This is a genomic window from Taklimakanibacter deserti, from assembly GCA_003574785.1.
Genome location: QORU01000010.1, coordinates 76,349 through 101,193, shown reverse-complemented (window position 1 = coordinate 101,193; position 24,845 = coordinate 76,349). Strand labels below are relative to the sequence as shown.

At 62.0% G+C, this 24,845-nt stretch carries 16 protein-coding genes; 12 read left to right on the top strand and 4 right to left on the bottom strand.

The window, feature by feature from the left end; translation table 11 throughout:
- Window positions 1-29 precede the first annotated feature (29 nt).
- The gene (locus DS839_RS21325) at window positions 30-1,655 is read left to right on the top strand and encodes a hypothetical protein (RefSeq protein ID WP_162918713.1); all 1,626 of its coding nucleotides are present in this window, start codon (window positions 30-32) and stop codon (window positions 1,653-1,655) included.
- A 147-nt stretch (window positions 1,656-1,802) separates the two neighbouring features.
- On the opposite strand, the gene DS839_RS21320 is transcribed toward DS839_RS21325, so the two are convergent.
- On the bottom strand, window positions 1,803-2,696 hold the full coding sequence (locus DS839_RS21320) for an efflux RND transporter periplasmic adaptor subunit (RefSeq protein WP_119272495.1): 894 nt from the start codon (window positions 2,694-2,696) through the stop codon (window positions 1,803-1,805).
- Window positions 2,697-2,883: 187 nt separating this feature from the next.
- Here DS839_RS21320 and DS839_RS21315 point away from each other — a divergent pair, with 187 nt between their 5' ends.
- From DS839_RS21315 to DS839_RS21280, 9 genes are all read left to right on the top strand, one after another.
- Window positions 2,884-4,797: an efflux RND transporter periplasmic adaptor subunit gene (locus DS839_RS21315; protein WP_162918712.1), complete on the top strand. Its 1,914-nt coding sequence runs from the start codon at window positions 2,884-2,886 to the stop codon at window positions 4,795-4,797.
- Between the two features lie 10 nt (window positions 4,798-4,807).
- Window positions 4,808-6,961 carry a M50 family metallopeptidase gene (locus DS839_RS36615; RefSeq protein ID WP_162918711.1) on the top strand — a complete coding sequence of 718 codons (2,154 nt, stop codon included), beginning with the start codon at window positions 4,808-4,810 and terminating at the stop codon, window positions 6,959-6,961.
- Between the two features lie 10 nt (window positions 6,962-6,971).
- On the top strand, window positions 6,972-8,996 hold the full coding sequence (locus DS839_RS21310; RefSeq protein WP_162918710.1) for a preprotein translocase subunit SecA: 2,025 nt from the start codon (window positions 6,972-6,974) through the stop codon (window positions 8,994-8,996).
- 309 nt (window positions 8,997-9,305) lie between these two features.
- Window positions 9,306-14,477, top strand: a complete 5,172-nt coding sequence (locus tag DS839_RS21305; RefSeq protein ID WP_119272492.1) for a beta strand repeat-containing protein — start codon at window positions 9,306-9,308, stop codon at window positions 14,475-14,477.
- Between the two features lie 166 nt (window positions 14,478-14,643).
- Complete coding sequence (locus DS839_RS21300) at window positions 14,644-15,147, top strand: hypothetical protein (protein WP_119272491.1); 504 nt, start codon at window positions 14,644-14,646, stop codon at window positions 15,145-15,147.
- A gap of 32 nt (window positions 15,148-15,179) precedes the next feature.
- Complete coding sequence (locus DS839_RS21295) at window positions 15,180-15,521, top strand: hypothetical protein (protein ID WP_119272490.1); 342 nt, start codon at window positions 15,180-15,182, stop codon at window positions 15,519-15,521.
- 46 nt (window positions 15,522-15,567) lie between these two features.
- Window positions 15,568-15,687: a trimethylamine methyltransferase family protein gene (locus DS839_RS21290; RefSeq protein WP_119272489.1), complete on the top strand. Its 120-nt coding sequence runs from the start codon at window positions 15,568-15,570 to the stop codon at window positions 15,685-15,687.
- Window positions 15,688-15,986: 299 nt separating this feature from the next.
- On the top strand, window positions 15,987-17,522 hold the full coding sequence (locus DS839_RS21285) for a c-type cytochrome (RefSeq protein WP_119272488.1): 1,536 nt from the start codon (window positions 15,987-15,989) through the stop codon (window positions 17,520-17,522).
- 15 nt (window positions 17,523-17,537) lie between these two features.
- Window positions 17,538-20,450 carry a patatin-like phospholipase family protein gene (locus DS839_RS21280; RefSeq protein WP_119272487.1) on the top strand — a complete coding sequence of 971 codons (2,913 nt, stop codon included), beginning with the start codon at window positions 17,538-17,540 and terminating at the stop codon, window positions 20,448-20,450.
- A gap of 241 nt (window positions 20,451-20,691) precedes the next feature.
- Here the strand turns inward: DS839_RS21280 and DS839_RS21275 are convergent, their stop codons facing one another.
- Entirely contained in the window at window positions 20,692-21,159 is a 468-nt protein-coding gene (locus DS839_RS21275) for an Lrp/AsnC family transcriptional regulator (RefSeq protein WP_119272486.1), read from the bottom strand.
- 134 nt (window positions 21,160-21,293) lie between these two features.
- On the opposite strand from DS839_RS21275, the gene DS839_RS21270 reads away from it, so the two are divergent.
- Window positions 21,294-22,772 (top strand): NAD-dependent succinate-semialdehyde dehydrogenase, encoded by a 1,479-nt coding sequence (locus tag DS839_RS21270; protein WP_119272485.1) that lies wholly within the window; start codon window positions 21,294-21,296, stop codon window positions 22,770-22,772.
- Window positions 22,773-22,788: 16 nt separating this feature from the next.
- On the top strand, window positions 22,789-24,189 hold the full coding sequence (locus DS839_RS21265) for an aspartate aminotransferase family protein (protein ID WP_119272484.1): 1,401 nt from the start codon (window positions 22,789-22,791) through the stop codon (window positions 24,187-24,189).
- A gap of 30 nt (window positions 24,190-24,219) precedes the next feature.
- On the opposite strand, the gene DS839_RS21260 is transcribed toward DS839_RS21265, so the two are convergent.
- Together DS839_RS21260 and DS839_RS21255 are read right to left on the bottom strand one after the other, a co-directional pair.
- Window positions 24,220-24,570 (bottom strand): type II toxin-antitoxin system PemK/MazF family toxin, encoded by a 351-nt coding sequence (locus tag DS839_RS21260; RefSeq protein WP_119272483.1) that lies wholly within the window; start codon window positions 24,568-24,570, stop codon window positions 24,220-24,222.
- On the bottom strand, window positions 24,571-24,792 hold the full coding sequence (locus DS839_RS21255; RefSeq protein WP_119272482.1) for an antitoxin MazE family protein: 222 nt from the start codon (window positions 24,790-24,792) through the stop codon (window positions 24,571-24,573).
- Window positions 24,793-24,845 lie beyond the last annotated feature (53 nt).

Here is a 24,845-nt window from a genome sequence, read left to right as displayed (position 1 = left end):
CCAGCGCGGGGGTCGAATCATCCACGCTGTTGCACAACCGGCGAGGAGTGCTAGGATGGCTTGCAGATCTCGAGGGGGATCGGACCATGGTCGATTACCTCAGCGGCCCGCAAGAGGCTGCCGGCAATGTTGTGTCGGTTGTACCTCCCGTCATTCAGCGCGCGGTCCCGCCGGGACAAGCGGAAAGCACGCACTTCAGCATCGATGGCGCCAAAGGGTCTTTGAAGGCGCGATTCGTCCCGGACGTCGCCAGCATCAAGCTGGTCGAGATGCAGAGCATGCGCGTCACGCAACGCCCATTCAATCCGGAGACCGACGGCCCCCTGCCCAATGGCGTGCGGCCGCCGCCCTTCGTCGTCGAGCGCGAGCTGGTAGAAGCTGTCGGCCCAGGCGCCACCTTGCGGGACGTCACCGGTCTCGACGTGCTCTGCAAGATCACGTTCCAGACTAATGCATCGATGCCGTGGCTCACCTCCACGATGCTGATCTTCGACGCATCCGAAAGCGGCCCATTCTCCGTTCCCGTCAACTTGTTTTGCGGGCTTCCGACCGTGACAGTCCTCGGGCAACCTGTTCAGGCTGAGATCGGCCGTACTACGCTCATCCGCGCGCGGGTCAGTCTCCCCAGGGGTGCGCCTGCAGTCGCCCTCACCTTGAGTGCCATCGATGGTCCGGTCACCATCCTGCCGCGGGTGGTCGCGGTCGCCGGCACCATGAGCTCGGTCGCCGAGCTCAACCTTTCCCTCAGCGTTGCGACCGAGCCCGGCATCCTTCAGTCCGAGCTCATCATCGACGGCTTTGCCAACGAGCAGTTCAGCGTGCCATTTAGAGTCAAGGCCGTCCTGCCGCCGCCGCCCGCCGAACCGGTCGATCACCCGGCCAACCTGGCCGCCATCAACAACTATTGGCTTGGCCATGGCGCGCAGCGCGGGCCGCTCGGTTATCCGATGGCCAAAACCGAGCGCAACGGCCACATCTTCCTGCGCCGCTTCACCGGCGGCGGCGTGAAGAGCGTCAGCGCGCGGGCGTCCCTGGACTATCGGCAATGGGTGCGCGTCCGCTTCGTCGGGCACCGTTGCCATTGGAAGCAGACACCGCATGGCAATGATGAGCCCTACTTCATCATCGGCGTCGCCGGCGCGAATGGCGCGGTGACCCGACGGTTCGGGCCTTACAGCGTCGATGCCGGGCAAGACACCGCCGTCATGTTCGAAGTCGCCGGTCCCGAGCTCATGCTGGTTCCGCCCATCACGCTCGCCATCGTCGGACTCGAGCACGACAGCGGCACACCGAGCGAAGCAGAGGACAAAGTCCGCATCGCGATGGCGGCGCTCCCCGAAAAGCTCGCGAGCGTCCCCGATCCCAGCAGCGTCGAAGTCGACAGCCACGTGGTCGGCAAATTTCTGCGCGATCTCGGCGTCGGAAAAATCTGGGAAGTGCTTGCCCAGACGTTCGGCATGGGCGACGATCCGATCGACCGGCGCGTTCTCCTGCTCTATGACGAAAAAGTCAACGAACAGGGGGTGTTCGGCAACAAGGGCCATTTCTGCGGCCAGTATTTTAATATCTGGATGCCGTTCGGAAAGGCCAACGGGTTCTACGACCTCTATTTCCACGCCGAGCTGGTCGTCGATCCGAATCCGCCGGAACTCTGAGACGTGTGGAAGCGGGCGCTCGCCGAATGTCAGGAGCCGCCGCTCGATCCCGCCATCGCCGGGAAGATCGACGCCTTCGGCGCGTGCCGCGAGCAGGAAGGCGGCGACACGGCCGACGGACGGCGATACGTATTGATCACATCCTGGCTATGGCCGGCTGCCGCCCGACAGAGCCGACACCCCACCATCTGCATTCAGATCAAACACTACATTGCATCGAATCCCTGCCGGCAGCCGCAAGCCGGGATTGGGAAGTGAAAGGCGCACGCCAAAAGTTCCGCTGGCAGCGTCGAGCACACGGTCCACAACCACGACTGTGGCCGGGTAGGAGCCACCAATGGGTTCCTCTGGCCGGACTTCGGCAATGGTACCGGCCCGGACCTGACCGTAATACGTGACGGGAGCAACCACCTCGACTCGAAGAGGATCGATCTCAGCCAGCGTCAAGACAGGGCTTTGCTCGTTCTGATACTCGCCGGGTACCAGCAGCCGTTCGACAACAACGCCATCAATCGGACTCCGCAACGTTCGCTGAGCCAGGACCTCCTCTGCATGGCGGACCTGCAGGGCAGCAACCTCCTTTTCCAGTTTCCTCTCCTCGAGTTGGTGGGCGGCGACGTTTGCCTCCTCCTCGGCCTTCTGCAGTGCAGCCCGGGAGACAATGTCCTTGTCCTGAAGCTTGATCAGTCGCTCGTGCTCGCCGCGCAAAAAACGCAGGCGGGCTTCCGCAGACCGGATCGAAAATTCGTTCGTCGCACGCGCGCGGGCGAGCGCAAGGGCAGCCGCCTCAACCCCAGCCTCCAGCCCGCCAACGACCTGACCCTTGCTGAGAATATCTCCCCGATCGACGTCGAGATGCGAAATCACCCCGACGACCGGACTGGCGAGCTTAACGACCTGCTGAGGCTCTATGACACAGTCGAACTCGACTGGCTCCGACCGCCCCTCCGAAGCGGCGAAGGCACCAACGAAGAGCATTCCAAGAAACCTGCCCGACCAGTTCCCGCTGAGCCGTTTGCGCCCGATGCAGGTGAAGAACATAGGTCCCAAATCCCGGCAATGCTGCGCGAGTTGCGCTTGGGCTGCAGCATATCTATAATCGACCCATCGCGCGAACGGATTTTAACGGACCGAGAGCGCCGTAATGCGTACTTTGTCCGTGCTCGCCGATCTTGAACGGCAAAGTCGATCTTTGGGACGGCTAAAGTCGATCTTTGGGACGGCGAACATGTCTGAACCGGCGCTGGTCGGATCGGAACAACCCGACAAACCTGAAGAAAGACGGTTCGCCGGCAGGCGGCCATCTTTGCGCGCCGAGCAGAGCGGACTGTCTGACGCCGGAAATGAACAAGCATATTGCTCGGCCTGGCTGGCGCTTCAATGCGCTCGCATTTCGGGTGCTACGGCAGGCCTGCTTGTCACGCGACGGCCGGACAAGAGCCTGTCCGTTTCTGCAGTTTGGCCGGAACGGCATGTTGAGCTTCCGAACCTCTCGCGGCTGGCGGAGCTTGCCTATTCCGAGCAGCGGATCGCCATCTCGCGACATCCGGCGGAGGGAGCTATCGGCCCTTCGCAACCTGGCGACCTTCTCATCGCCGCTCCTATCGGAGCGGGCGAAGTCATTGCCGTGGCAGCGGTTGCAATAACAACGCGGGCGGGTGCAGTTGCGCCGGTCCCCGAAGTTATCGCCGAGCGACTGCGATGGGGTGGCGGCTGGCTTGCAACTTTGCCTTGGGTTCAGCACGCCAAGGAGACCTCGGCACGAATTGTTCGGGCAACCGCGTGCCTGGATCTCCTGATCACGGTCGGCGAGCAGGATCACCTGCACGGGATGGTCATCGCAATCGTCAATGATCTTGCGACAAGGCTTCGTTGCGACCGTGTGTCGATGGGCATCCTGCGAAGAAACGGCTCAATCCGCCTGCGCGCCATTTCGCATTCCGCCCGGTTCAAGAATGAGGGCCGCCTGATCGACGCGATCGAAAATGCCATGGAAGAGGCGATCGACCAACGTGCCACTGTTCCCTGCCCGCAGCTGCCTTGGGCCGTACGCACCGCGAACATGGCCCATCAGACGCTCTCCGAGGTCGTCCGGACGCGAGGCCCTCTGCTGACGGTTGTGGTTGGTGACGGCAAGGGTGGTCTGGTTGGCGCGATAACTCTCGAACGCCATCACGATGAACCCTTTGACAAGGAGACAATGCAACTCGCTGAGGCCGCAGCGGTGCTTGTGGGACCGGTCGTCCGCCAACAGCTTCTGACCGACAGGCTGGTGGCCGGCCGCATTGCCGATCGCGCCGGCGATGGTATCGCGGCGATTTTTGGCCGTGGCCGCCCGGGTCTCAAGCTGGTCGCAACCGGCCTTGTCGCGCTCGGTCTGTTCCTCCCCTTCGCGAGCGCCGAGCACAGGGTGACGGCGAAGGCAGTGCTGGAGCCGGAACTGCAGCGAGCGGCAGTGGCCCCGTTTGACGGGTATATCCGCAACGCTCACGTGCGCGCCGGCGACACGGTCAGACGAGGAGATGTTCTGGCCACGCTCGACGACCGGGATCTTGTTCTCGATCAGATGAAGTGGCGTGCAGAACGCGACAAGCTGGTGCAGAAGCAGCGCGACGCGCTTGCAAAACACGAGCGGACGAATCTCGTTGTCCTGACCTCGCAGGTCCGCCAAGCCGAATCGGTCCTCTCCTTGGCTGAAGACAAGCTACTGCGGTCCCGGATCGTCGCTCCGTTCGATGGAATCGTCGTCTCGGGCGACCTCAGTCAGAAGCACGGCTCCCCGGTCGAGAAGGGCGATGTTCTGTTCGAAATCGCTCCGCTTAATTCCTATCGACTGATCGTTCACGTCGATGAGCACGATGTCCGCTACATAGCGGTCGGGCAGCCCGGCAAGGTCGCGCTGGCGGGATCGCCGGCCGACGCATTGCCGCTGGTCGTAAGCAAGATCATGCCGGTTACGACCGCTGATGAGGGGAGCAACACGCTCCGGGTCGAAGCCCGGCTGACGGAGCCCGGCCAGCGGCTGCAGCCAGGAATGGAAGGGGTCGCAAAAATCGAAACCGGGCAACGCTCCCTGCTGTGGATATGGACACACGGGGTGGTCGACGCGGTCCGTCTGGCCGCGTGGAAGTATCTGCCGTGAGGTATCCGGGATGAGCAGCGCGACGTTCCTGAGTTCTTCCTGGTATCGCGTCGCTAATCTGCGGCCCAAGCTGAGAGAGCACATCTCGGTCAGCAGGCATCGATATCGTGGCCGCAGCTGGTACGTCCTCAACGATCGCGCGACCGGCAGCGTGCACCGCCTCTCATCGGCCAGCTACTTGCTGGTCGGCAACATGGATGGACGACGGACCATTGACCAGATTTGGCGCGAGGCGGCAACAAGCCTTGGTCAGGAAACACCGAGCCAGGACGAGATCATTTATCTGCTAGGACAACTGAACTCCGCTGATCTGCTCCAGACCGAGGTTACGCCCGACTCGGCCGGGCTTTTGGAGCGCGCCGCCAAGACGCGGCGATCGCTATGGTTGCGGAACGTTCTCAACCCGCTGGCATTCCGGAAAACACTTTGGTACCCGGACCCATTCTTCGAGCGCACTTTGCCGCTGGTGAAATGGCTTTTCAGTTGGCCAGCCGCGATCATTTGGCTCGCTGTAGTGATCATCGGCATTATCTTGGCGGCATTGAACTGGCAGGCGCTCAGCCACAACGCCACCGACCGCATTCTTGCCGCCGACAATATCCTGTTGATGGCCCTGTGTTATCCGGTGCTCAAGGCACTGCACGAACTAGGGCACGGATATGCATTGAAAGCATTCGGCGGCGCGGTTCACGAAATCGGCGTGATATTCCTGGTGTTCTTCCCGATGCCCTACGTCGATGCTTCCGATGCGTCGAAGTTCCGCAGCAAATGGCAGCGGGCTCTGGTGGGTGCGGCGGGAATGATCGTCGAAGTGTTTCTTGCCGCCGTCGCAATGTGCGTATGGACCCTCGTCGAGCCCGGAGTGACCCAGGCCGTCGCGTTCAACGTCATGTTGATCGCCGGCATTTCGACACTGCTGTTCAACGGCAATCCTCTTTTGCGGTTCGATGGCTACTACATTCTCGCGGACCTGCTCGAGATTCCCAACCTGTCGCAGAGAGCGACGCGCTATTGGCGGTATCTGGTCGATCACTATGTCTTTCGGACGGACGGGGCACGGGATTTTGCGGCCACCGCCGGAGAGCGGGTGTGGCTGTTCCTGTATGCGCCGGCGTCGTTCGTCTACCGGCAGTTTATCCTGCTTGCCATCGCGATTTTTGTTGCAGAGGAGTATCTGGCGGTTGGCATTGCGATCGCGATGTGGAGTCTTCTCACCTGCCTCGTGTTGCCAATCGGCAAGGCGCTCTGGCAGGTAGCCGCAAGCCCGCGCTACAGGCGGAACCGCGCCCGCGTCGTCACGGCAACGTCGGCCATGATCCTGGCGTCGTTGGCCGGCCTCTTCCTCGTTCCAGCCCCGCTATACACGACCGCCGAAGGCATAGTCTGGCTGCCCGAGAGCGCGCAGGTGCGGGCTGGCACGAACGCATTCGTGAGCCGGCTGCTGGTTGAACCGGGGCGTCACGTATCGCTCGGCGAAGCGCTCATGGAGAGCGAGGAGCCAATGCTCGATGCGAAGCTCGAACTCCTGCAGGAACGCATAGCCGAACTCGCCGCGAGACTCGCCGCGGAGCGTTTCGCCGACAGGGTGCAGGCCAGTATCACGACTACCGAGCTCACACACGCGCGAGCGGAGTTGGCGAATACGATCGATCAGGTCGAACGGCTCACGGTGCGCAGCCGAAGCGAGGGCACTTTTTTCGCAGTGACGCCGCAGGATCTGCCGGGCCGTTTCCTGAAGGAGGGCGAGCTTATCGGATACGTCTTGCCGCCGGCTTCGCGCATCGTCCGCGCGGCGATAGGACAGGACGACATCGCACTCATTCGCGGTCAGTTACGGCACACCAGCGTCAGACTTGCCGCGCGGCCGGAGGAAACGTTGTCTGCCCGAATTGTACGCGAGGTTCCGACCGCCCGCGACGAGTTGCCGAGCAAGGCCCTTGGCGGAGCTGGCGGAGGGGCTTTGCCTGTCGATCCGCGCGACGAGCAAGGGACGAAGACTCTCCGGCGGGTCTTCCAGGTGGATATCGAGCTGGTGTCCGATACCTTACCGTCTGCAGCGTTTGGCAGCCGGGTATACGTCCGCTTTGATCATCCATGGGAGCCCGTGGGCCAGCAGCTCTGGCGGCGCACGCGACAGCTTTTACTGTCGCGGCTCCAAGTCTGAGATTGGTTACGTGCTCGTCTCGCTCGGCCAGAGGCAGGAATCAAACCGGGATCGCCTCGCCATCAATGGTCCCTATGTAGAGCGAGCCGATTGGCCGGGGAACCGGCTCGACGAAGCGCTGTCCAAGACATGGGGAAGCATTGCTCCCTATCTCTATTCCGGGAGCTACCGCTGGCGTCTCGGACGGTTCGTCCGTCGTGTCGAGGATTGCGGACACCAGTTCGCGACGGTGCCGGATGAACAACTGCACGAGGCGGCCGACGGATTGCGCAACCGATTGATGTCGGCGACATCCGGACACGGCGAATTGGCACTGGCATTCGCCCTGGCCCGCGAGGCAACGCAGCGGCATACGGGAATGCGTCATTTCCCGGTTCAACTGCTCGGCGGCGCTGCAATGATGAGCGGCGCCATCGCCGAAATGCAAACCGGTGAAGGCAAGTCCCTCACGGCGGTATTGCCTGCGGTCGCAGCTGCACTGATGGGACAGTCGGTTCACGTCGTGACCGTCAACGATTACCTCGCGCGGCGTGATGTCGAACTGCTTCGCCCCGTCTATGAAGCGCTTGGCCTCACGGTCGGGCTCATTCAGCAGGGCCAGCCGCAGCTCGAGCGAAAGCACGCCTACGCCTGCGACGTAACCTATTGCACCAACAAGGAACTCGCCTTCGACTATCTGCGAGATCGCCTTGCGCTCGGCCCGCGCAGGGCAAGCGCGCGCCTTCTCATGGATGACCTGTTCGAAGCCGCGTTCGCCGGACAGTCTCACAGGCTGGTGCTGCGCGGTCTGCAGTTTGCGATCATCGATGAGGCGGACAGCGTCCTCATCGACGAGGCGCGTACACCCCTGATTCTGTCCGGCGTGCCCAATGAATCCGGAAACAAGGCTCAGTTGTATGAGACCGCGTTGCGGTTGGCGCGCCAGTTGGTTGCGGGCGAGGATTTCCACCTGGCGGCAAGCGAGAAGACGATACGCCTGACCGAGCATGGCGAGCGCACGCTGTCCGGTCTCACGTCGGGCCTGGGGGAGCTGTGGGACATTCGACGAGCTCGGGAGGAACTCGTTCGGCAGGCGTTGTCGGCAATCCACCTGTTCGGGCGCGACAAGCAATACATCGTCTCTGAGGGAAAGATTCAGATCGTCGACGAATATACGGGTCGCGTCATGCCCGACCGCTCGTGGGAGCATGGGCTGCACCAGCTCATCGAGGCGAAGGAGAGCTGCGTCGTCACCGAGCCCAGCACGACACTTGCCCGTACCACCTATCAGCGGCTCTTTCGGCGCTACCTGCATCTTTGCGGCATGACCGGCACCGCGGTAGAAACGAGCGGCGAGATGTATGGGGTCTATGGTGTCCACGTCGTGCCAATTCCGACCAATCGCCCGGTTCGCCGGACCGATCTTGGATTCCGAGTCTTCCCTACGTCGGACCTAAAGTGGAAGTCGGTGGTCGAGTCGGCGCTCGAGGCGACGCGAAAGGGTCGGGCGGTCCTGATCGGCACACGATCGGTTGACGCGTCAGAACATGTCGGAAGGATGTTGTCGGCGGCCGGAGTTGAGCCGGCCATCCTCAATGCGCGTCAGGACCGGCGAGAAGCGGAGATCGTCGCAAATGCCGGCCAGCCCGGGCGTGTGACCGTGGCAACCAACATGGCCGGCCGGGGCACCGACATCCTGCTTCATCGGGATGTGAAGGCCGCCGGCGGTCTTCATGTGGTGCTGACCGAATATCATGAATCCCGTCGCATCGATCGCCAGCTCTTCGGACGAACAGGACGTCAGGGCGATCCGGGCAGCCATGAGGCCATCGTTGCGCTCGACGATGAACTGTTTCAGCGCTTTGCCAATCCACATCTCCTTCAATTGATAAGGAAAACACTGTTTCGCAAGGAGCGAGTCCCGGCCGCGCTGGGACGTGCATTGAGGATCTATAGCCAGTCCGCTGCTGAGCGGCTGCATGCGCATGCCAGGAGATCGGCCGTCGCCGCGGAGGATCGCTTCAACAAGCTGCTCGGCTTCGCGGGCAGGGATTAGAGCGCCGAACGTTCAGTTGTTCGTCGCGGCGCTCTATTATTTTGTTTGCGCATCGGACTATCCGAAAGCCCGAATGGCGGCGTTTAACCCGGCCATCTCACCGGTTTTCCGAAAAGATCACGCGCAAACAAAAAGATAAAGTGCGATGGCGACTCGATGTAAAGCCCATCTTGTTTCAGTTTGGCACGCAGCGACCTGACGCATCCGAAGAAATATTACGCAAAGTTGATTTGACGGAACGGAAGCAGATTCTGTAGGCTGTAATTTCGGACGGCAGGCCAGACATGGGGGCAGACATGAGGGGACATCATGCGCCCGATGAGTCTGCTTCCAAGCCTCCGGAAATTTGATCGGTCATCCAGCCACACGAGGTCGGATTTCGCGTCTCGCGAGAGCTTCGTCCTGGAATCGCTGGAAAATCGGCTGCTTCTATCCGTCACCGTAGAGGGCATACCGACCTGGGATCCGCAGGGACCAGCCCCGGCAGAGAATGGTCAGGTTTCCGCGGCGCCGGATGATCAGGTCGTTGGCGCCGTCGAGGCTCTGGCCGCCCATCCCACCAATCCGGACATCCTCTACGCCGGTGGCGTCACTGGTGGCGTCTGGAAAACGACCAATGCCACGTCGGCCACACCGACCTGGACCCCGCTCACCGATCAGCACACTACGCTTGCCATCAGCGATCTCGCCTTCAGCCCGCTGGATGCAACCAACAACACGCTGTTTGCCGCTACCGGCGGCTTCTCCAATGGCGGATTCAATGGACCGGCCCAGGGGATCCTCAGGACCACCGACGGCGGTGCAACATGGGAGCAGTTCGGTCAGACCACTTTCAACAATGATCGCATCCGCTCGATCGTCCCCACATCGATCGGCACGTCACTGGCCGATCAGGTGGTGCTGGTCGCCGCCATTGACGGCAACGGCGGCGTTTATCGCAGCACTGACGGCGGCGAGACTTTCACCCTCGTTTCCGGAACGAGCGGCGTCGGCGATCTCCTCGACAACGATGCCGACGGAATGACTGATGAGGCTGGCGAGGTCAACCTTCCGCTTGGCCAGGCCAGCTATCTCGTTGCCGATCCGGGCAACGCCAACCGCTTCTATACGGCGATCGTCGGTCAGGGCGTGTTTCGCAGCGACAATGGCGGACTAAACTGGGTTGAGGTCAACAATGGTCTTGCTGCCGCAGACTTGGCGGCAATCAGTATCGAGCTGTCGGTGAGCCCGGCAGCCGGAAATGCGATATTTGCCGGATTTATCGACGCTACTGGCACGCTCACCAATGTCTACCGGTCCGCAGATCAGGGCGGCACCTGGACGGCAATCGGAGCGGCGCCGGCCATTACGCCGGGTGGCCAGGGCTTCACCGACTTCTCGATGGTCGCAGACGCTGCAGATCCGAACGTCGTCTATGTCGGTGGTGACCGGCAAGCCGCTGACCCGTTCGTCGGCAACCTGTTCCGCGGCGACGCGGCGGCTAATACCTGGACCGATATTTCGGATGTGGGCACTACCTTCGGATCGGCGCCGCATGCCGATTCGCGCGACATGGTTTTCGACGCGAACGGAAACCTCATCGAAGCAGATGACGGTGGCGTGTTTGTGCTCGCGAACCCGGCCGGTCCTTTCAGCCTGTGGACCAACCTTAACAGCAACCTTCAGGTGGGCGAGTTCTATTCAATAACCTACGACCATGTCCGCGACGTGATCGTCGGAGGCACCCAGGACACTGGTTCGCTGGTGCAGACCGGCTTTCTCAGCGACACCTGGGACTCGGTCAACCTGGGCGACGGCGGCACCTCCGGCGTCGGGTATTCAGGCGGCGCCAGCGTCCAGTACACCATGGGGAACAACTTCGCCACATTTGAACGCCGCTTCTCCTTCTTGCCGGGTCTGGGTATTCAACTCGGTCTCAACGGACTGGACTCCACCGACGCAGGAGTCACCGGCTTCGTCGTATTCCCATACCAAGTGAATCCCTTTGACTGGACCAGGCTCGTAATCGGAGGCAACAGCCTCTATGAAAGCACTGACTTCGGCGACAACCTCACCAACATCACCCCGACCGGCGTGAACGGCGTTTCCGCCATTGCCTATGGCGGAAACCAGGGCGGCGTTGCCAATCCCGACGTGATTTACGCCGGCGTCGGCGGAAATCTCTACCTGCGCACCACCTCGGGCGGTGCATTCACCCAGTTGACGAATTATACGGGCAACGCTCCCGTAGACATCGTCATGGACCCGGATGACTGGGGACGTGTCTATGTCTCCGACGGCACATCCGTCTATTACACGTCTGACGCCACCGACCTGACCGCAACCTGGACCATCATCAACGCGGCAGGCCTTTCAGCGTTGACCAACAGCCTGTCCGCCCTTGAAGTCTTCAGCCCGACCACGACACCGGGCGACGAGGTCCTGCTGGTGGGCGGCACCAGCGGCGTGTTCCGGACGCGCAATCCAGGCGCCGGGGCTACGGCACTATGGAGCGAGTTTGGAACGCAGCTTCCGAACTCGCCGGTGACCGACCTGCAATATGACGCCACAGACGACGTCCTGGTCGCGAGCGCCTGGGGCCGAGGCGTCTGGCTGGTCGAGAATGCCAGTGACTTTCTGCCGGTCGCTGGTGTCGTAATTGTTGACGGCGACACCGACTTCCCGGGCCAGGACGACCTGATCACGCTCATCCGTGATCCCAACGTCCCGAGCCTGCTGAATGTCTTCCTCAACAACCCGTTCAATCCCGAGCTGACGGTTCCGATTGCTGCCGTCGAGCAGATCATCGTCAACGGTCTTGCCGGCAACGACACTTTGATTGTCGACAGCACCAATGGGCTGATCAACGTCGTCAGCGGCATTCGTTACGACGGCGGGACCGGATTTGACGAGTTGCAGTTGTTGCAGACCGATGGCCCGACCCATGTCAGCGACACCTATACGGTGGGACCGACCATTGGGGCGGGGACGAGCACGATCGTGGGCGCCGGCTCTGACGGCACCCAGATGGTGTTCTTCGAGAATGTTTCGCCGGTGATCGACCTGGTGCCGGCACTGACATTTACCGTCGATGCCACGGCGACCAACAATGCGATCAGCTATACGGCCGGCTCGGTTGCCGGGCGTGGGCTGATTACCATCGACGAGCATGAGCTGATCGAGTTCTCCAACAAGACTTCGCTGACGATCAATGCCGGCGCGGGCCAGGACACGATCAGCCTGAACAACCCCGAAACACCGACCGGATTGTTGGATATCGAGATCGACGGCGGCGACCCGAGCAGCGGCGATACGCTGACGGTTACCGGTGTCGACGTGGCGGTATCCGTCAACACGTTCACGCGCACGATCACCGGCGCCACGGGTGCCGGCGGTGCGGTAGACGTCACCTATGTCGCCGGGACGATCGAGAATCTCGAACTGCTGGCCGGGATCGAAGACCTGACGGTGACGACGACGGCGGCCGCCGATACGGTTACGGTTACGCCCGGATCGAGCACCGGGGCCAACAGCGGCACCGTGCAGTCGAGCGGCGCCGTGCCGCAGATCGTGTTTGTCAACAGCGGCGATTTCACCGCTCATCTGGGTACCGGCAACGATGCCCTGATCGTGAACGCCTCGGCGGTTGCCGAAACCATCGCGGTCAGCGGCGCTACCGTGGCGATTGCCGGACGGCGGCCCGTCATCTACTCCGGCGTGGAAACGCTCAGTGTGAACGGCAATGCCGGAAGCGATGTCTTCAATGTCATGCCCAGTGGCAGCACGGCAATGTTCATCGACGGCGGCGATCCGGTTGGCGCAATCCCGGGTGATGTCCTGAACCTGGCCGCCGGTGGCGGTCTGCTCACCTTCAACGCCGGCCCCGAGACCGACGAAGGAAGCCTGGTGGCCGGCTTCAACGAGGCGGTCAGTTTCGATCATATCGAATCGCTCGGCATCACCGGGGGTGGCCCGGTCGTGATCAACGGCACGGATGGGCCTGATGAGATCACGATCATTGCCCGCGACGCGACGACCCATGCGGGCGCGGATGGGGTCCAGGACTTCACCGTGGCGCTCAATTCGGGGCCGGAATTGCTGTTCATCGACGTCGGTTCGCTAACCGTCAATGCTGAAGGCGGCAGCGACCAGATTACATTGCAGACGCCGGCTCCCAACGGCGCCGTGTGGGACGTTGACATGAACCTCAATGGCGGTCCACCCGCTACAGGCACCAGCGACCGGGTGATCGTGCAGACTCCTGGTATCGTGACGGCGTCCTATACCCCGACCGCCTTTGACGCCGGGACGTTCGACCTGGCATCGCTGTCGTCGCTTGCGACCCTCACCGGCATCGAGCTCCTCAGCTATGACGGGCAGGGAGACGATGACAGCTTGACGGTCGTCGCAACCGGCGGTGACGATACCATCGTCCACAGCCCGGGCAGTAACGACCAGTCCGGCTCCTTCCAGGTCAACAGCCTGCTGGGGCTCAGCTACCAGAGCCTCGGAAGCGGTGCGAGCCTGATGGCTGACGGCGCCGGCGGAACGGATACGCTGATCTACAATGGCACAGGGGCGAACGATGCCTTCACGATCGGTACGGCCGGCCAGGTGAATCTCAACACCCGTGCGGTGCTCAACACCTCCGGTGTAGAGGTGCTGACGCTGGAGGGCCTGGGCGGTGACGACACCTTCACGCTGGTGCCGGCAATTTCGGCGAGCCTCTATCCGACGATCAATCTGAACGGCGGCGCTGCGGCTTCCGCTACCGGCGATCGTGTCAACCTGATCGCCACCGCCGGCAGCGACGATATCGTCATCAGCGGGCAGGCGGTCAGCCTTGGCGGTGTGACCGTCAACTCGAGCGGTGTCGAAAATATCAGCCTCGATGCACTCGCTGGCGATGACCTGATCACCTACAACGGTGTCAGCGGCGTCACCGAGAATATCATCGTCAGCTCATCGGCCATTGCCGGAGGCGGCCAGTTGAGTGCGCCGGGCGTGACACTGGTCAATTTCAGCAGTGTCGAACGGATCGATGTCAATGGCAACCTGCCGACGCCGACGGAGACCGATACCTTGACCTTCGGCGGCACCAATGCCGCTGACACGTTCCAGATTAACCTGGCTGCCGATGGCACCGATGCCGATCCGATCCTGAGGTTGGAGAACAGCCTGGGCGCGACGCTGCTCACGCTTCGCAACTACACCAACTTCGACACCTTGAAGGTGCTCGGTCTCGATGGCGAGGATACGTTTAATGTCGCGACGGACGCTTCGGGCCCGAGCCGGGATCTGTTCGTCGACGGCGGCCTGCCTTTTGGCAAGAAGAAGTCCACCGACAAACTCAACGTGACCTACATCATGCCGCGGCCGCACATCATTCACAGTGCCGCGACCCAGGATCCGGATGCCGGCTTGGTCGACCTGTTCTATGACCCCGAGCAGTTCCTGGTTCAATACGATAACGTCGAAAAAGTCACGATAGCGAAAGCCTGAACACAATTCCCGCTCCCGGGACCGCCCGGGAGCGGTTTGCTCCCTACTCGGCAGAATTGACGTGCCAGTTGAGTTTTGCGTCTTTTCAAGCGAAAGAAGCGTCGTTCTTCCGACGGCAGCGTTGTTCCTTGCGTGTCTTGTGCCCGTGTGCGAGGCGAGAGGTTGGATGGGATACGGCCGAGACAACGATGCCTCGATAAACGAGAATTACCTGGCCGCGCCAAGGGTCATAGAGGCGTCGCAAAATCCACGCTCACCTTGCGGCCTCGACATCGAGGTCAGTGGCGGGACATTCTCTCCTGATGTCTGCCAGTTCGAGATCGTCTCTGGCGGAGCCATCTGCGCAGATCCTAAGGCGTGCAGTCCCGATTATGTCATCAGCCTGAAGACCAGCAGGCCAGGTTCCGATGAAATCATCAGCGTCGTTCTCTTCAACATCAGGGAGTTCAAAACGGGAGTGTACAAATTTGACCCCGGGACCGGCTCGACGGATTTCAAGGGCCAATTGACCGACAAGAATGCAGTCGCGCGCCACCTCCTGCGCGGCGCGATCACTCTCGACCGGCGGGGTGACGACAAAGTACAGATCGTGTGTGATGTTCACTTCGCAACCGACATTGTTGTGCGTGCTTCCGGCCTGGTCGATGTAAAGCGACTCAACGCACCCTAGCTTGCCGCAGCAATCGAAAGGGGTTTTGCCTGATGCCATCCGGTCTTCCGTCGTCTGCATTTCAACTGATCGATCCGTCGAACGTGCGCGAGGTTTTTTCCGATTCACTGGGCCAGGCGCTATTCGACGGTCAAACGCTTCGCCTGGAGTTCTGCGTCGTCCGGTTCGACAGCGTTGAGGCGAGTGCCACGGCCCAAAAAAAGCCTGCCGGCAAACGTCATGTCGTCGCGCGGCTCGTGCTCGATACGGAAGGAGCCGTGGAACTGGTCAACCAGTGCATGAAATTCGCCGCCGTGATGGAGCAAAGAGGGCTTATCAAGCGCAATCCGCCGGCAGGAACGGCACCGAAAGCCCCCGCGCAAGGCGCGAATTAGCATCGATGCCGTTTAGCTTGGCCGTTTCGATCAGTGAAGCAATGAGGTGTGGAAGCGGGCGCTCGTCGAATATCAGGAGCCGCCACTCGATCCCGCCATTGCCGAGGAGATCGACGCCTTCGTGGCGCGCCGCGAGCAGGAAGGCAGCGAGAAGGCGGATTTTTAGACTCGGGATTTGCGCATAGGCTTGTCCGCAAAACAGGATGGCCGGGTTTAACCTGGCCACAAGCCTTAGAGCCGATACGCTGACGTGACTTTTCGCACTGAAGGCGAGGGCGGTCATCGGTTAGAAAACCGGCATCCTCTGGTCCTCGTCGGAATCGATGTGTCCCAAAGGAATACAGGCGCTTGTCGCCTCTCGTTGTGGCAAGCGACCGGCCAAGACGCTCGCGGAAACCGACCCTTGGTGTTGCCGAAAAGGATGCGCTCATCGAATATCCCAAGACCTCCTGAGAGGCTCTTCACATGCCGATGGCCTGGCGATCGACTTACGAGAGAGTCCAGAACGGGATCATCAAGTTCCTGCGTGGCCCGCTGCTGCTTCTGGCTCTCGGCATCGCGGCCGTCCTCTATGCCAACTACAAGTTCTTCTATGTCGAGCCGCAGAACGTATGCGCCGATGTCGAAGCGGAGCGAAGGGGCCGTTGCCGCGCGAATATTGCCGAAGAGCAGTTCAAATACGGCTCGATGAATGCCGAGAATGAGCGCGGCGTTCCTTACCCCATCTTCTATGTCCTGCCGCGCGTGTTTCCGCACTGCCTGCCGGGCAACAAGCTCGGCGGCTACCGGGCTTTCGGCTTGCCTTGGGAAGAAGGCCGCGAGCTGCCGGTCGGCTTTTCCAAGCGCCGCCTGGGTTTTGATCGCATCACCCAGACCTGCGCCATCTGCCATACGGCGACCTATCGCATGAGTGTCACCGACAAGCCGGTCATCGTACCGACGGGTCCTTCGCACACGACGGCCTCGCAGGAGTTCCTGCGCTTCCTGCGTTGCGCTGCCAATGACGAGAAGTTCACCTTCGATGGCCTGTGGGAAGAGATCAAGCGCAACTTCGAGATGGGTCTCGACGACTGGGCGATCTACCACGCGCTGATCCCGATCGTGCGCGCCCGTCTTCTTGGAAAGGTCGAAGGTCTTGCGTGGATGGACCAGGACGAGTTCCGCCCCGGCATGAAGCGGCCCGATTGGGGACCTGGTCGTGACGATCGGATACATCTCACCAAGTACTTCCTGGACGCTGACCGCCGGAAGGACCACACGACAGGCAATGCCGATTTTCCGGCGATCTGGAATCTCTCGGTGCGCGAAGGCCAGTCGCTGAACTGGGGCGGCGAGACGCTGGATCCGCTCGCCGTGATCATGGATTCGGCATTGGGCCTTGGCGCGCCGCCGGGGCCGTATTTCGAGAGGCAGATGCGCGATATCCGCGCCTATCTCCAGCGCGTGCAGCCGCCCAACTATCCGCTGGCGCCCAAGCCAGGAAATGCCGACGTCGTGGCGGGGGCCGCGCTCTACAAGACCAATTGCGCCGAATGTCATGAGACCGGCGGCAGATATTTCGGCAAGGTGGTTCCGATCGAGGATATCGGCACCGATCGCGAACGCTACGACGCCTGGCGGCAGGAAGATGCCGATCGGGCGAACCGGGTGGCGGTGGAGATGGGTGTCCAGCGCGCCAACATGATCAAGAGCAAGGGCTATATCGCCGGGCCGATCTCGGGGCTCTGGCTGACCGCACCCTATCTGCACAATGGCGCGGTAGCGAATCTGAAGGAGCTGCTGACCGCACCGGAAGAGCGGCGCACCAGCTTCTATCGCGGCTGCGACCTCTATGATCCGGTCAATATGGGCTTCATCTCGGACCGGGTGGAGCCATCCTGTCCGAGCAATTTCCTGTTCGACACGACGCTGCCCGGCAATGGCAGGCTCGGCCATGCCTATGGAACCGATCTGACGCCGGAACAGAAGCGCCAGCTCATCGAATATCTGAAGACGCTGTGAGCGGAGGAAGTTGCAATGGACACCGCGCTCGATCCCAGGACGATCTCCACTGCTGGAGCCCAGCCGCTCAGCGGGGAGGATCGCATGTTGCGCGCCGAACTCGCGACGGTCGGAACAAGGCGGGAAGCGGCAAAGGAGCTCCATGCAAAGCTGCAAAGCGGGGCCTTGGGCGAAGGGCCTTACACAGTGGGACTCGCTCTCTCGGGCGGCGGGATTCGTTCAGCCACCGTCTCTCTCGGCATCCTGCAGAAGCTTGCCGGGGCCGGACTGCTGAAGCATGTCGACTATCTCTCCACCGTCTCGGGTGGCGGATATATCGGCTCGGCCCTCACCTGGTGGTTGCGCGGCAATGCGCGCGGCGAGCCGGTGCATGAAAGCCGGTATGATACGGAGAGCCGCTTTCCCTTCGGGACGAACGACCCCAGATTGCCGGAGCCGGGCGAGGGGATCGTGAACGGGAAGGACCGGATGCTGACGCCGCTGCAGTATCTGCGTGTCCAGGGAAACTATCTGGCACCGGGTAACGGTCTCTCCATCTGGTCGGGCATTGCGGTGGTCGGGCGTGCCATCCTGCTCAACCTGCTGATCTGGGTGCCGGTGACAGCGCTCATCATGGGCCTCATCTATGCCTTGGGGCGGCTTCCCGTCTTTAAAGGGCTGCCTTTTGCCGTGCGCATGGCAGCACCAGGCACGCTCGAGACCGCCGCCGATGTGGTGGGCACCAGCACGGAGCTGGATATCAATCGGACCATTCCACCGGTCTTTCTCCTGATGCTCGTGCTGGCTCTGGTGCTCTTTGTCCTGTTCATCCTCGGCAGCATCAATCACTCGCTGCTGTCGTGGAGGAGTCTGACGGAGTCGGACTCCGAACCGAAGTCGGCCGATGCTGCAGCGCCTGAAACGTCGAAATGGTACAGCTGGCTGCTGGTCGGCGTCAGCGCCGTCGCCGGCTTCGTCCTGCTTGCAGTCACTTTGATGTGGATGGAGCCCGCGATGGAGGCGCTTTTCGCACGTGGCCGTTCTGCGGCAATGGTGGAAATGCCGAGCCTGGCGACCGGCCTCATCCTTTGGGCCATCGTCTTTGTCGGCGCGGTGCTCGCCACCGCTTTCATCGGCAGGCGTGGCCTGGTCGAGGGCCTGAAGAGCGAGGAACAGAGGCCGATCGCCAGAGTCTTGCTGGGGTTGCTCGCGATCCTGGTTCTGAGTGCCATTGCCGATCGCATCGTTCCGAACAAGGGCTGGCAGATTCTCGGAAGATTTCCGGAATTCCTGCTGTTCGTTTACAGCGTGGCTTTCCTCATCTTCGCTGCCTATATCACCGGCCTCCTCATCAGGCACCTGCTCAGGGCGGAAGCCGTCGGGAATCCAACGGCCGAAATGCAGCGCCCGACGTCGGCGCTGCTGCAATATCGCGCGCGGCGCGTATTCGAATGGTTCTTCGGCCGGATATTGTTCTGGATCATCGTGCTCCTTCTCTTTGGCAGCCTGCCGCTGGTGAGCCATTACATCAATTATAGCCTGGGCGGCGTGTGGGCGGCGCTGGGGCTCGGCATCACTCTGGCGGGCCAGCTCCTCACCCGGATCCGGGGCGACAGCCGGTTGACCCAGATCACGATAATGATCGGCGCGGCCCTGTTTGCCTATGGCGTCCTGCTGGTGGGCCACAGGCTCGCCCTCACTTTCATGGAGGGTGAGACGATGCAACGGGCGCTCATTGGCGCTGCCGTCATCGCCGCCCTGATCGGCGGCTGGTTCGTCAACACCAACCATATCGGCCTGCATCGCTTCTACCGCGACCGGCTGATGGAAGCCTTCCTTCCCGACGCCGACACATTGCGCGGTGACGTCAATGCCGCGGCGACGGCGGCCAATGAGCGCAAGCTCGTCGATTGCTGGAACGAGGCCTGGTCCAAGGGCCCCTATCAGATCATCAATGCGAATGCGGTGCTGACCAATTCCTCGCAGCGCAAATATCGTTTACGCGGCGGTGACAATTTCGTTCTGACCCCGGAATTCATCGGCTCGTCCGCCACCGGATGGCACCGCACGGCGGACAGCGCCAATGCCGACCTGACCCTGGCTTCGGCGATGGCGATTTCAGGCGCCGCCGCCAATCCGCGCGGTGCCGCCGGCGGACGCGGCCTGACCCGCAGCCCCTTCGTCTCGCTGGCGATGAGCCTGTTGAATGTCAGGCTCGGCTACTGGATCCCCAATCCCCGCTATGGTGTGCCCGGAGAGCTGATGCGCAGGCCCAATCACTTCTGGCCCGGCGGAGCCTATGCGGCGGCGCGCAGCGGCTATACCGAGACGGCGAAATGGCTGGAGGTCGCCGATGGCGGTCATTTCGAGAATCTCGCTGTCTATGAGCTGGTGCGCCGGCGCTGCGGCCTGATCATCATCTGCGACGGCGGGCAGGACATCGCCTCCTCCTATCGCGATCTCGTCACCGCGGTGCAGCGCGTCGGGCAGGATTTTGGCGCGACGGTCCATTTCGATATGCAGGTCAAGAAGCCCGGCAAGGCTGCATTCGAAGGCTCGAGCCCGGCCCAGATGATCGCCAGCAGCAAGCTTACCGACTATCCCAAGGGTGCCGAATTCGCCGAAAAGGGCTATTTCGTGGCTCGGATAGACTATGGCGAGCGCGGCGGGAAGGGCTGGCCGAAGACCGGCATTTTGATCTACATGAAATCCACCCTCATCCCTGATTTGGCCATCGGCGCAAAGGGCTATCGCGGCGCGCATCACGACTTTCCGAATGAATCGACCGGCGATCAGTTCTTCGATGAGGATCAGTTCGAGGCCTATCGCGAAGTGGGATATCGGATCTGCGAGCAGATGATCGGCGAACTCGATCTCACGACCTTGTTCAAGGACGGTCCGCCACCTCTGACAAGGCTCAGGCAAAACGACCGGTTCAAGATGCCATAGCCGTCGCGCCCGCAAATCCGCGCACCCATCGCCACGGATACAGGGAAAAAACAGGGTATTTTTGAAAAAGGGACGCAGCTTGCAGGCATCTGCGGCTCAAAGAGCCGAATAAGAACAGCGGCCTAGCTGAAATTCCGCGTCATGACCACCAGGGAAATTAGCCCGGTGCCGGCAGGCAACATGCTATGGCACGGGAGGGAAAGCGGGGCGTGGTCGAAATTGCGGATTTTCTGGCCACCGCTCACAGATCCATGGGCAGCGCGAAACCAGCCTTCACGCGATCCATCACCACCATGGTCTTGAAGCCCTTGATGTCATGGTTCTCGTAGAAGAAGCGGCGGGTGAATTGCTCATAGTCCTCCATGCTCTTTGCGGTGATGAGGAGGACGAAGTCGGCATCGCCGGTGACGTAGAAGCCGATCATCACTTCAGGCGTCGAGCGGATCGAGGCCTTGAAGCGGTCGATGATGTCGGCGCGCTCGCGTTCGAGCGAGACCAGCACCAGCATGGAGACGGGCCGGCCGACGGCCTTCGGCGCCACGATGGAGATGTCGGCCTCGATCACGCCCTCGGTGCGCAGCCGCTTCAAGCGCCGCTGGCAGGCGGTGGCCGAAAGCCCGACCCGCTGGCCGAGTTCCTCCGTCGTCAGCCGGTTGTTGTGCTGCACCGCCTCAAGGATCTCGATATCTATGCGATCCAATTCTGTCATGAAGGTATCCTGCGTCTAAATCTGAAAAATTGCAGATTTTCCAAACCAACTGAGCAGGAAACGCAGTCCAGCGCAACGCGTCAGCGGCTATTTTGCGCTCATCAGTCGCATGAATCACATGGAGATCGTCACCCATGAAAGGTCTGGCCGTCGATGCGCTCCGCCGTCTCAAACGGCGCGATCTCCTGGAGAACCGCGCCTTCATTGCCGGCGAATGGCTGAGCGAGAATGCCACCTTGCCGGTGATCGATCCGGCGACGGGCGAGCATCTCATCGATGTCGCGGCTTGTCCGGTCGAGGCTGTCGATCGCGCCGTGGCCGCGGGCTCGGCCGCCTTCCTCGCCTGGCGCGACCGCACGCCCCTCGAGCGCGGCGCGATCCTGCGCCAGTGGGGTGCCCTGATGCTGGCCAATGCGGAGGACCTCGCGGTGCTGATGACGGCCGAGCAGGGCAAGCCGCTGAGTGAGGCACGTGGTGAGATCGCCTATGCCGCGAGCTTCCTCGACTGGTTCGCGGCGGAAGGCGAGCGGACCTATGGCGAGACGATCCCGAGCCATCTGCCGGGTAGCCGGCTTAGCGTCCATATGCAGCCCATGGGGGTGACGGCGGCGATCACGCCGTGGAATTTCCCGAGCGCCATGATCACGCGCAAAGCCGGCGCCGCCTTGGCGGCAGGCTGCGTGATGATCGTGAAGCCCGCGCCCGAGACGCCGCTCTCAGGGCTTGCGCTGGCGCGCCTCGGCGAGGAGGCCGGCATTCCCGCAGGTGTCCTGCAGGTCGTGACGGGCGAGGCGCCGCCCTTGGCGCGGCGGCTTCTCGATCATAAGGAGGTGCGTGCCTTCTCCTTCACCGGTTCGACGGAAGTGGGCCGGCTCCTGCTGGCGCAGGCGGCCAAGACCGTCAAGAAGGCCTCGCTGGAGCTCGGCGGCCATGCGCCCTTCATCCTGTTCGCCGATGCCGGCTTCGAGCAGGCGGTGAGCGGATGTATCGCCGCCAAATTTGCGACCTCCGGGCAGGATTGTCTCGCCGCCAACCGCATCTATGTCGAGCGCCCGATCTATGAGAGGTTCATCGCCGCTTTCGGCGCGGCGACGGCGCGGCTGAAACTCGGGCACGGCCTCGAGCCTGAGATCGATATCGGCCCGATGACGCGCGCCTCGGTAGCCAAAAAATGCCGTGAGCAGATCACCGATGCCTTGTCCGCGGGCGCACGCCTTATCGCCGGCGGCGAGGCGAATGCGCTCGGCGGAAATTTCGTGACGCCGACCGTGCTCGCCGACGTGACGGACGACATGCTGATCGCGCGTGAAGAAACCTTCGGGCCGGTCGCCGCCATCCTGCCGTTCGATCATGAGACCGAGGTCGTCACGCGCGCCAATGCCAGCGAGATGGGGCTCGCGGCCTATGTCTATACGAGCGACATCGGCCGGGCGATGCGCCTCAGCGACCGCCTCGATTACGGCATGGTCGCGCTCAACACCCCCAAATTCACCGGAGCGCCGATCCCTTTCGGCGGCTGGAAGCAATCGGGCCTCGGCCGCGAAGGCTCGCGGCACGGCATCACTGAATATCTCGAACCCAAATATGTCTGTTTCGGCAATCTCGCCGCTTGATCACGGGAAGAATCTCATGACCATCAATGTCAAGGAAATCAGCGCCCTCGACCGCGCCAGCCTCCTCCATCCCTTCACCCAGCTCAAGGATTTCGCCACCGGCAAGGCGGGCGATCCGACGATCGTCGAAACCGGCAAGGGCATCCGCATCAAGGACGCGACGGGGCGCGAATATATCGACGGCTTTGCCGGCCTCTATTGCGTCAATATCGGCTATGGGCGCACGGAGGTCGCGGAAGCGATCGCCCGTCAGGCCTACAGGCTCGCCTACTATCACTCCTATGCGGCTCATACGACGGACGAGCTCGCGACGCTGTCGGGCCGGCTCGTCAAGATGGCGCCCGGCCGGATGAGCAAGGTGTTCTTCGGCATGTCGGGATCGGATGCCAATGAGACGCAGGCCAAGCTGGTTTGGTATTACAACAATCTGCGCGGGAAGCCGAAGAAGAAGAAAATCATCTCGCGCGAGCGCGGCTATCACGGCTGCAGCGTCGTCTCGGGCTCGATGACCGGCATGTCCTTTTATCACGATCACATGGACCTGCCGCTGCCCGGCATTCTGCATACCGGCTCGCCGCACCATTATTGGGGGGCAGAGCCGGGGGAGAGCGAGCGCGATTTCTCGAAGCGGCGTGCCGCCGAACTCGACGCGCTCATCGAGCGCGAAGGTCCCGACACGGTCGGCGCCTTCATCGGCGAGCCGGTGCTCGGCACCGGCGGCATCACGCCGCCGCCGGAAGGCTATTGGCAGGCGATCCAGCCCGTCCTCAGGAAGCATGACGTGCTGCTCATCGCGGATGAGGTCATCACCGGCTTCGGCCGCGTCGGATCGATGTTCGGCTCGCATCATTACGGCATCGAGCCCGATCTCATCACGGTGGCGAAGGGCCTGACTTCGGGCTATTTCCCGCTGTCGGGCGCGATCGTCGGCGAGAAGGTCTACAAGGTGCTCGAGGAAGCGGCCGACCGCATCGGCAGCTTCTCGCATGGCTATACCTATTCCGGCCATCCGATCGGCGCCGCCGCGGCCAATGCGGTGCTCGACATCGTCGAGACGGAGGACTTGCCGGGCAAAGCGCGCGATGTCGGCGGCTATTTCCAGGAGCGGCTCAAAGCGAGCTTCGCGCAATTGCCGATCGTCGGCGAGGTGCGGGGCGTCGGCCTCCTCGGCGCAATCGAATTCGTGGGCGACCGCGCGAAGAGGACCCGCTTCGATGCCGGGCTCAAGGTGGGCGCCCGCATCTCCAAGGCGGCGCGCGACAAGGGCCTTATCGCGCGCGCCATGCCGCATGGCGACATATTGGGTTTCGCGCCGCCGCTGGTCACGACGCGCGAAGAGGTCGATGAGATCGTCGCGATCGCCGAAGCCGCGGTCCGCCAGGTGATGGACGAGCTCGCGCGCGACGGCGCGATCTGACGATCGCGCCGTTGCCGAACCTTTCTCATCTCAACTCCGGCTTGTTTGTGGCGATACTGCGAGCCCGAGAAAGACGAGCAGCGCTCGGTTCAGCTGCAGCATGCTTTCGTCTTCCAGTTTTCCAATACGCGACCCGAGCCTCGTCTTTGGTATCGTAGTGACCTTGTCGACCATCAGGCGGCAAACTGCCCGCAACCCGTTGTGCTCGCTGGGTGCGACCGGCACCCGGAACAACGGCGCATCCGTGTCGTCGGTCGTGAAGGCGCAGATGGTTATGGACGCAGTGGCATCAAAGCTACCGTCCTGCACAATGACGACCGGACGGGGCTTTCCTGCATAGGACTGGCCTGGGGAGGCAGTCCAGATCTCGCCTCTCTTCATCTATTGAACCAAATCTGAAATCGCATCGATGAAGGCCTGATCGTCATTGCCTTGGCGGCTCCGCGCCACTGCCAGCGACTGACGATGGGCTTGCAACTTGAAGGCAGGAGAGCGCATGTCCGGAACCCAGATCTGAATGGGACGAAGGCCCAGCCGCCGCAAACGCTCGCGGTGCTTCCTCACCTTCTCGCGGGATGGCTTCGGTCTTGAGACGGGCGGCATGAGCAATTCTCCAGCTAGGTTACATGTAACCTAGCATAGGGGATGGCGAAAGC

Excerpts from the sequence above, each read along its gene's own strand:
- DS839_RS21320 (WP_119272495.1), bottom strand. The coding sequence starts at position 2,696 with ATGTTCTTCACCTGCATCGGGCGCAAACGGCTCAGCGGGAACTGGTCG.
- DS839_RS21315 (WP_162918712.1), top strand. The coding sequence starts at position 2,884 with ATGTCTGAACCGGCGCTGGTCGGATCGGAACAACCCGACAAACCTGAA.
- DS839_RS36615 (WP_162918711.1), top strand. The coding sequence starts at position 4,808 with ATGAGCAGCGCGACGTTCCTGAGTTCTTCCTGGTATCGCGTCGCTAAT.
- DS839_RS21305 (WP_119272492.1), top strand. The coding sequence starts at position 9,306 with ATGCGCCCGATGAGTCTGCTTCCAAGCCTCCGGAAATTTGATCGGTCA.
- DS839_RS21300 (WP_119272491.1), top strand. The coding sequence starts at position 14,644 with ATGGGATACGGCCGAGACAACGATGCCTCGATAAACGAGAATTACCTG.
- DS839_RS21295 (WP_119272490.1), top strand. The coding sequence starts at position 15,180 with ATGCCATCCGGTCTTCCGTCGTCTGCATTTCAACTGATCGATCCGTCG.
- DS839_RS21285 (WP_119272488.1), top strand. The coding sequence starts at position 15,987 with ATGCCGATGGCCTGGCGATCGACTTACGAGAGAGTCCAGAACGGGATC.
- DS839_RS21280 (WP_119272487.1), top strand. The coding sequence starts at position 17,538 with ATGGACACCGCGCTCGATCCCAGGACGATCTCCACTGCTGGAGCCCAG.
- DS839_RS21275 (WP_119272486.1), bottom strand. The coding sequence starts at position 21,159 with ATGACAGAATTGGATCGCATAGATATCGAGATCCTTGAGGCGGTGCAG.
- DS839_RS21270 (WP_119272485.1), top strand. The coding sequence starts at position 21,294 with ATGAAAGGTCTGGCCGTCGATGCGCTCCGCCGTCTCAAACGGCGCGAT.
- DS839_RS21265 (WP_119272484.1), top strand. The coding sequence starts at position 22,789 with ATGACCATCAATGTCAAGGAAATCAGCGCCCTCGACCGCGCCAGCCTC.
- DS839_RS21260 (WP_119272483.1), bottom strand. The coding sequence starts at position 24,570 with ATGAAGAGAGGCGAGATCTGGACTGCCTCCCCAGGCCAGTCCTATGCA.
- DS839_RS21255 (WP_119272482.1), bottom strand. The coding sequence starts at position 24,792 with ATGCCGCCCGTCTCAAGACCGAAGCCATCCCGCGAGAAGGTGAGGAAG.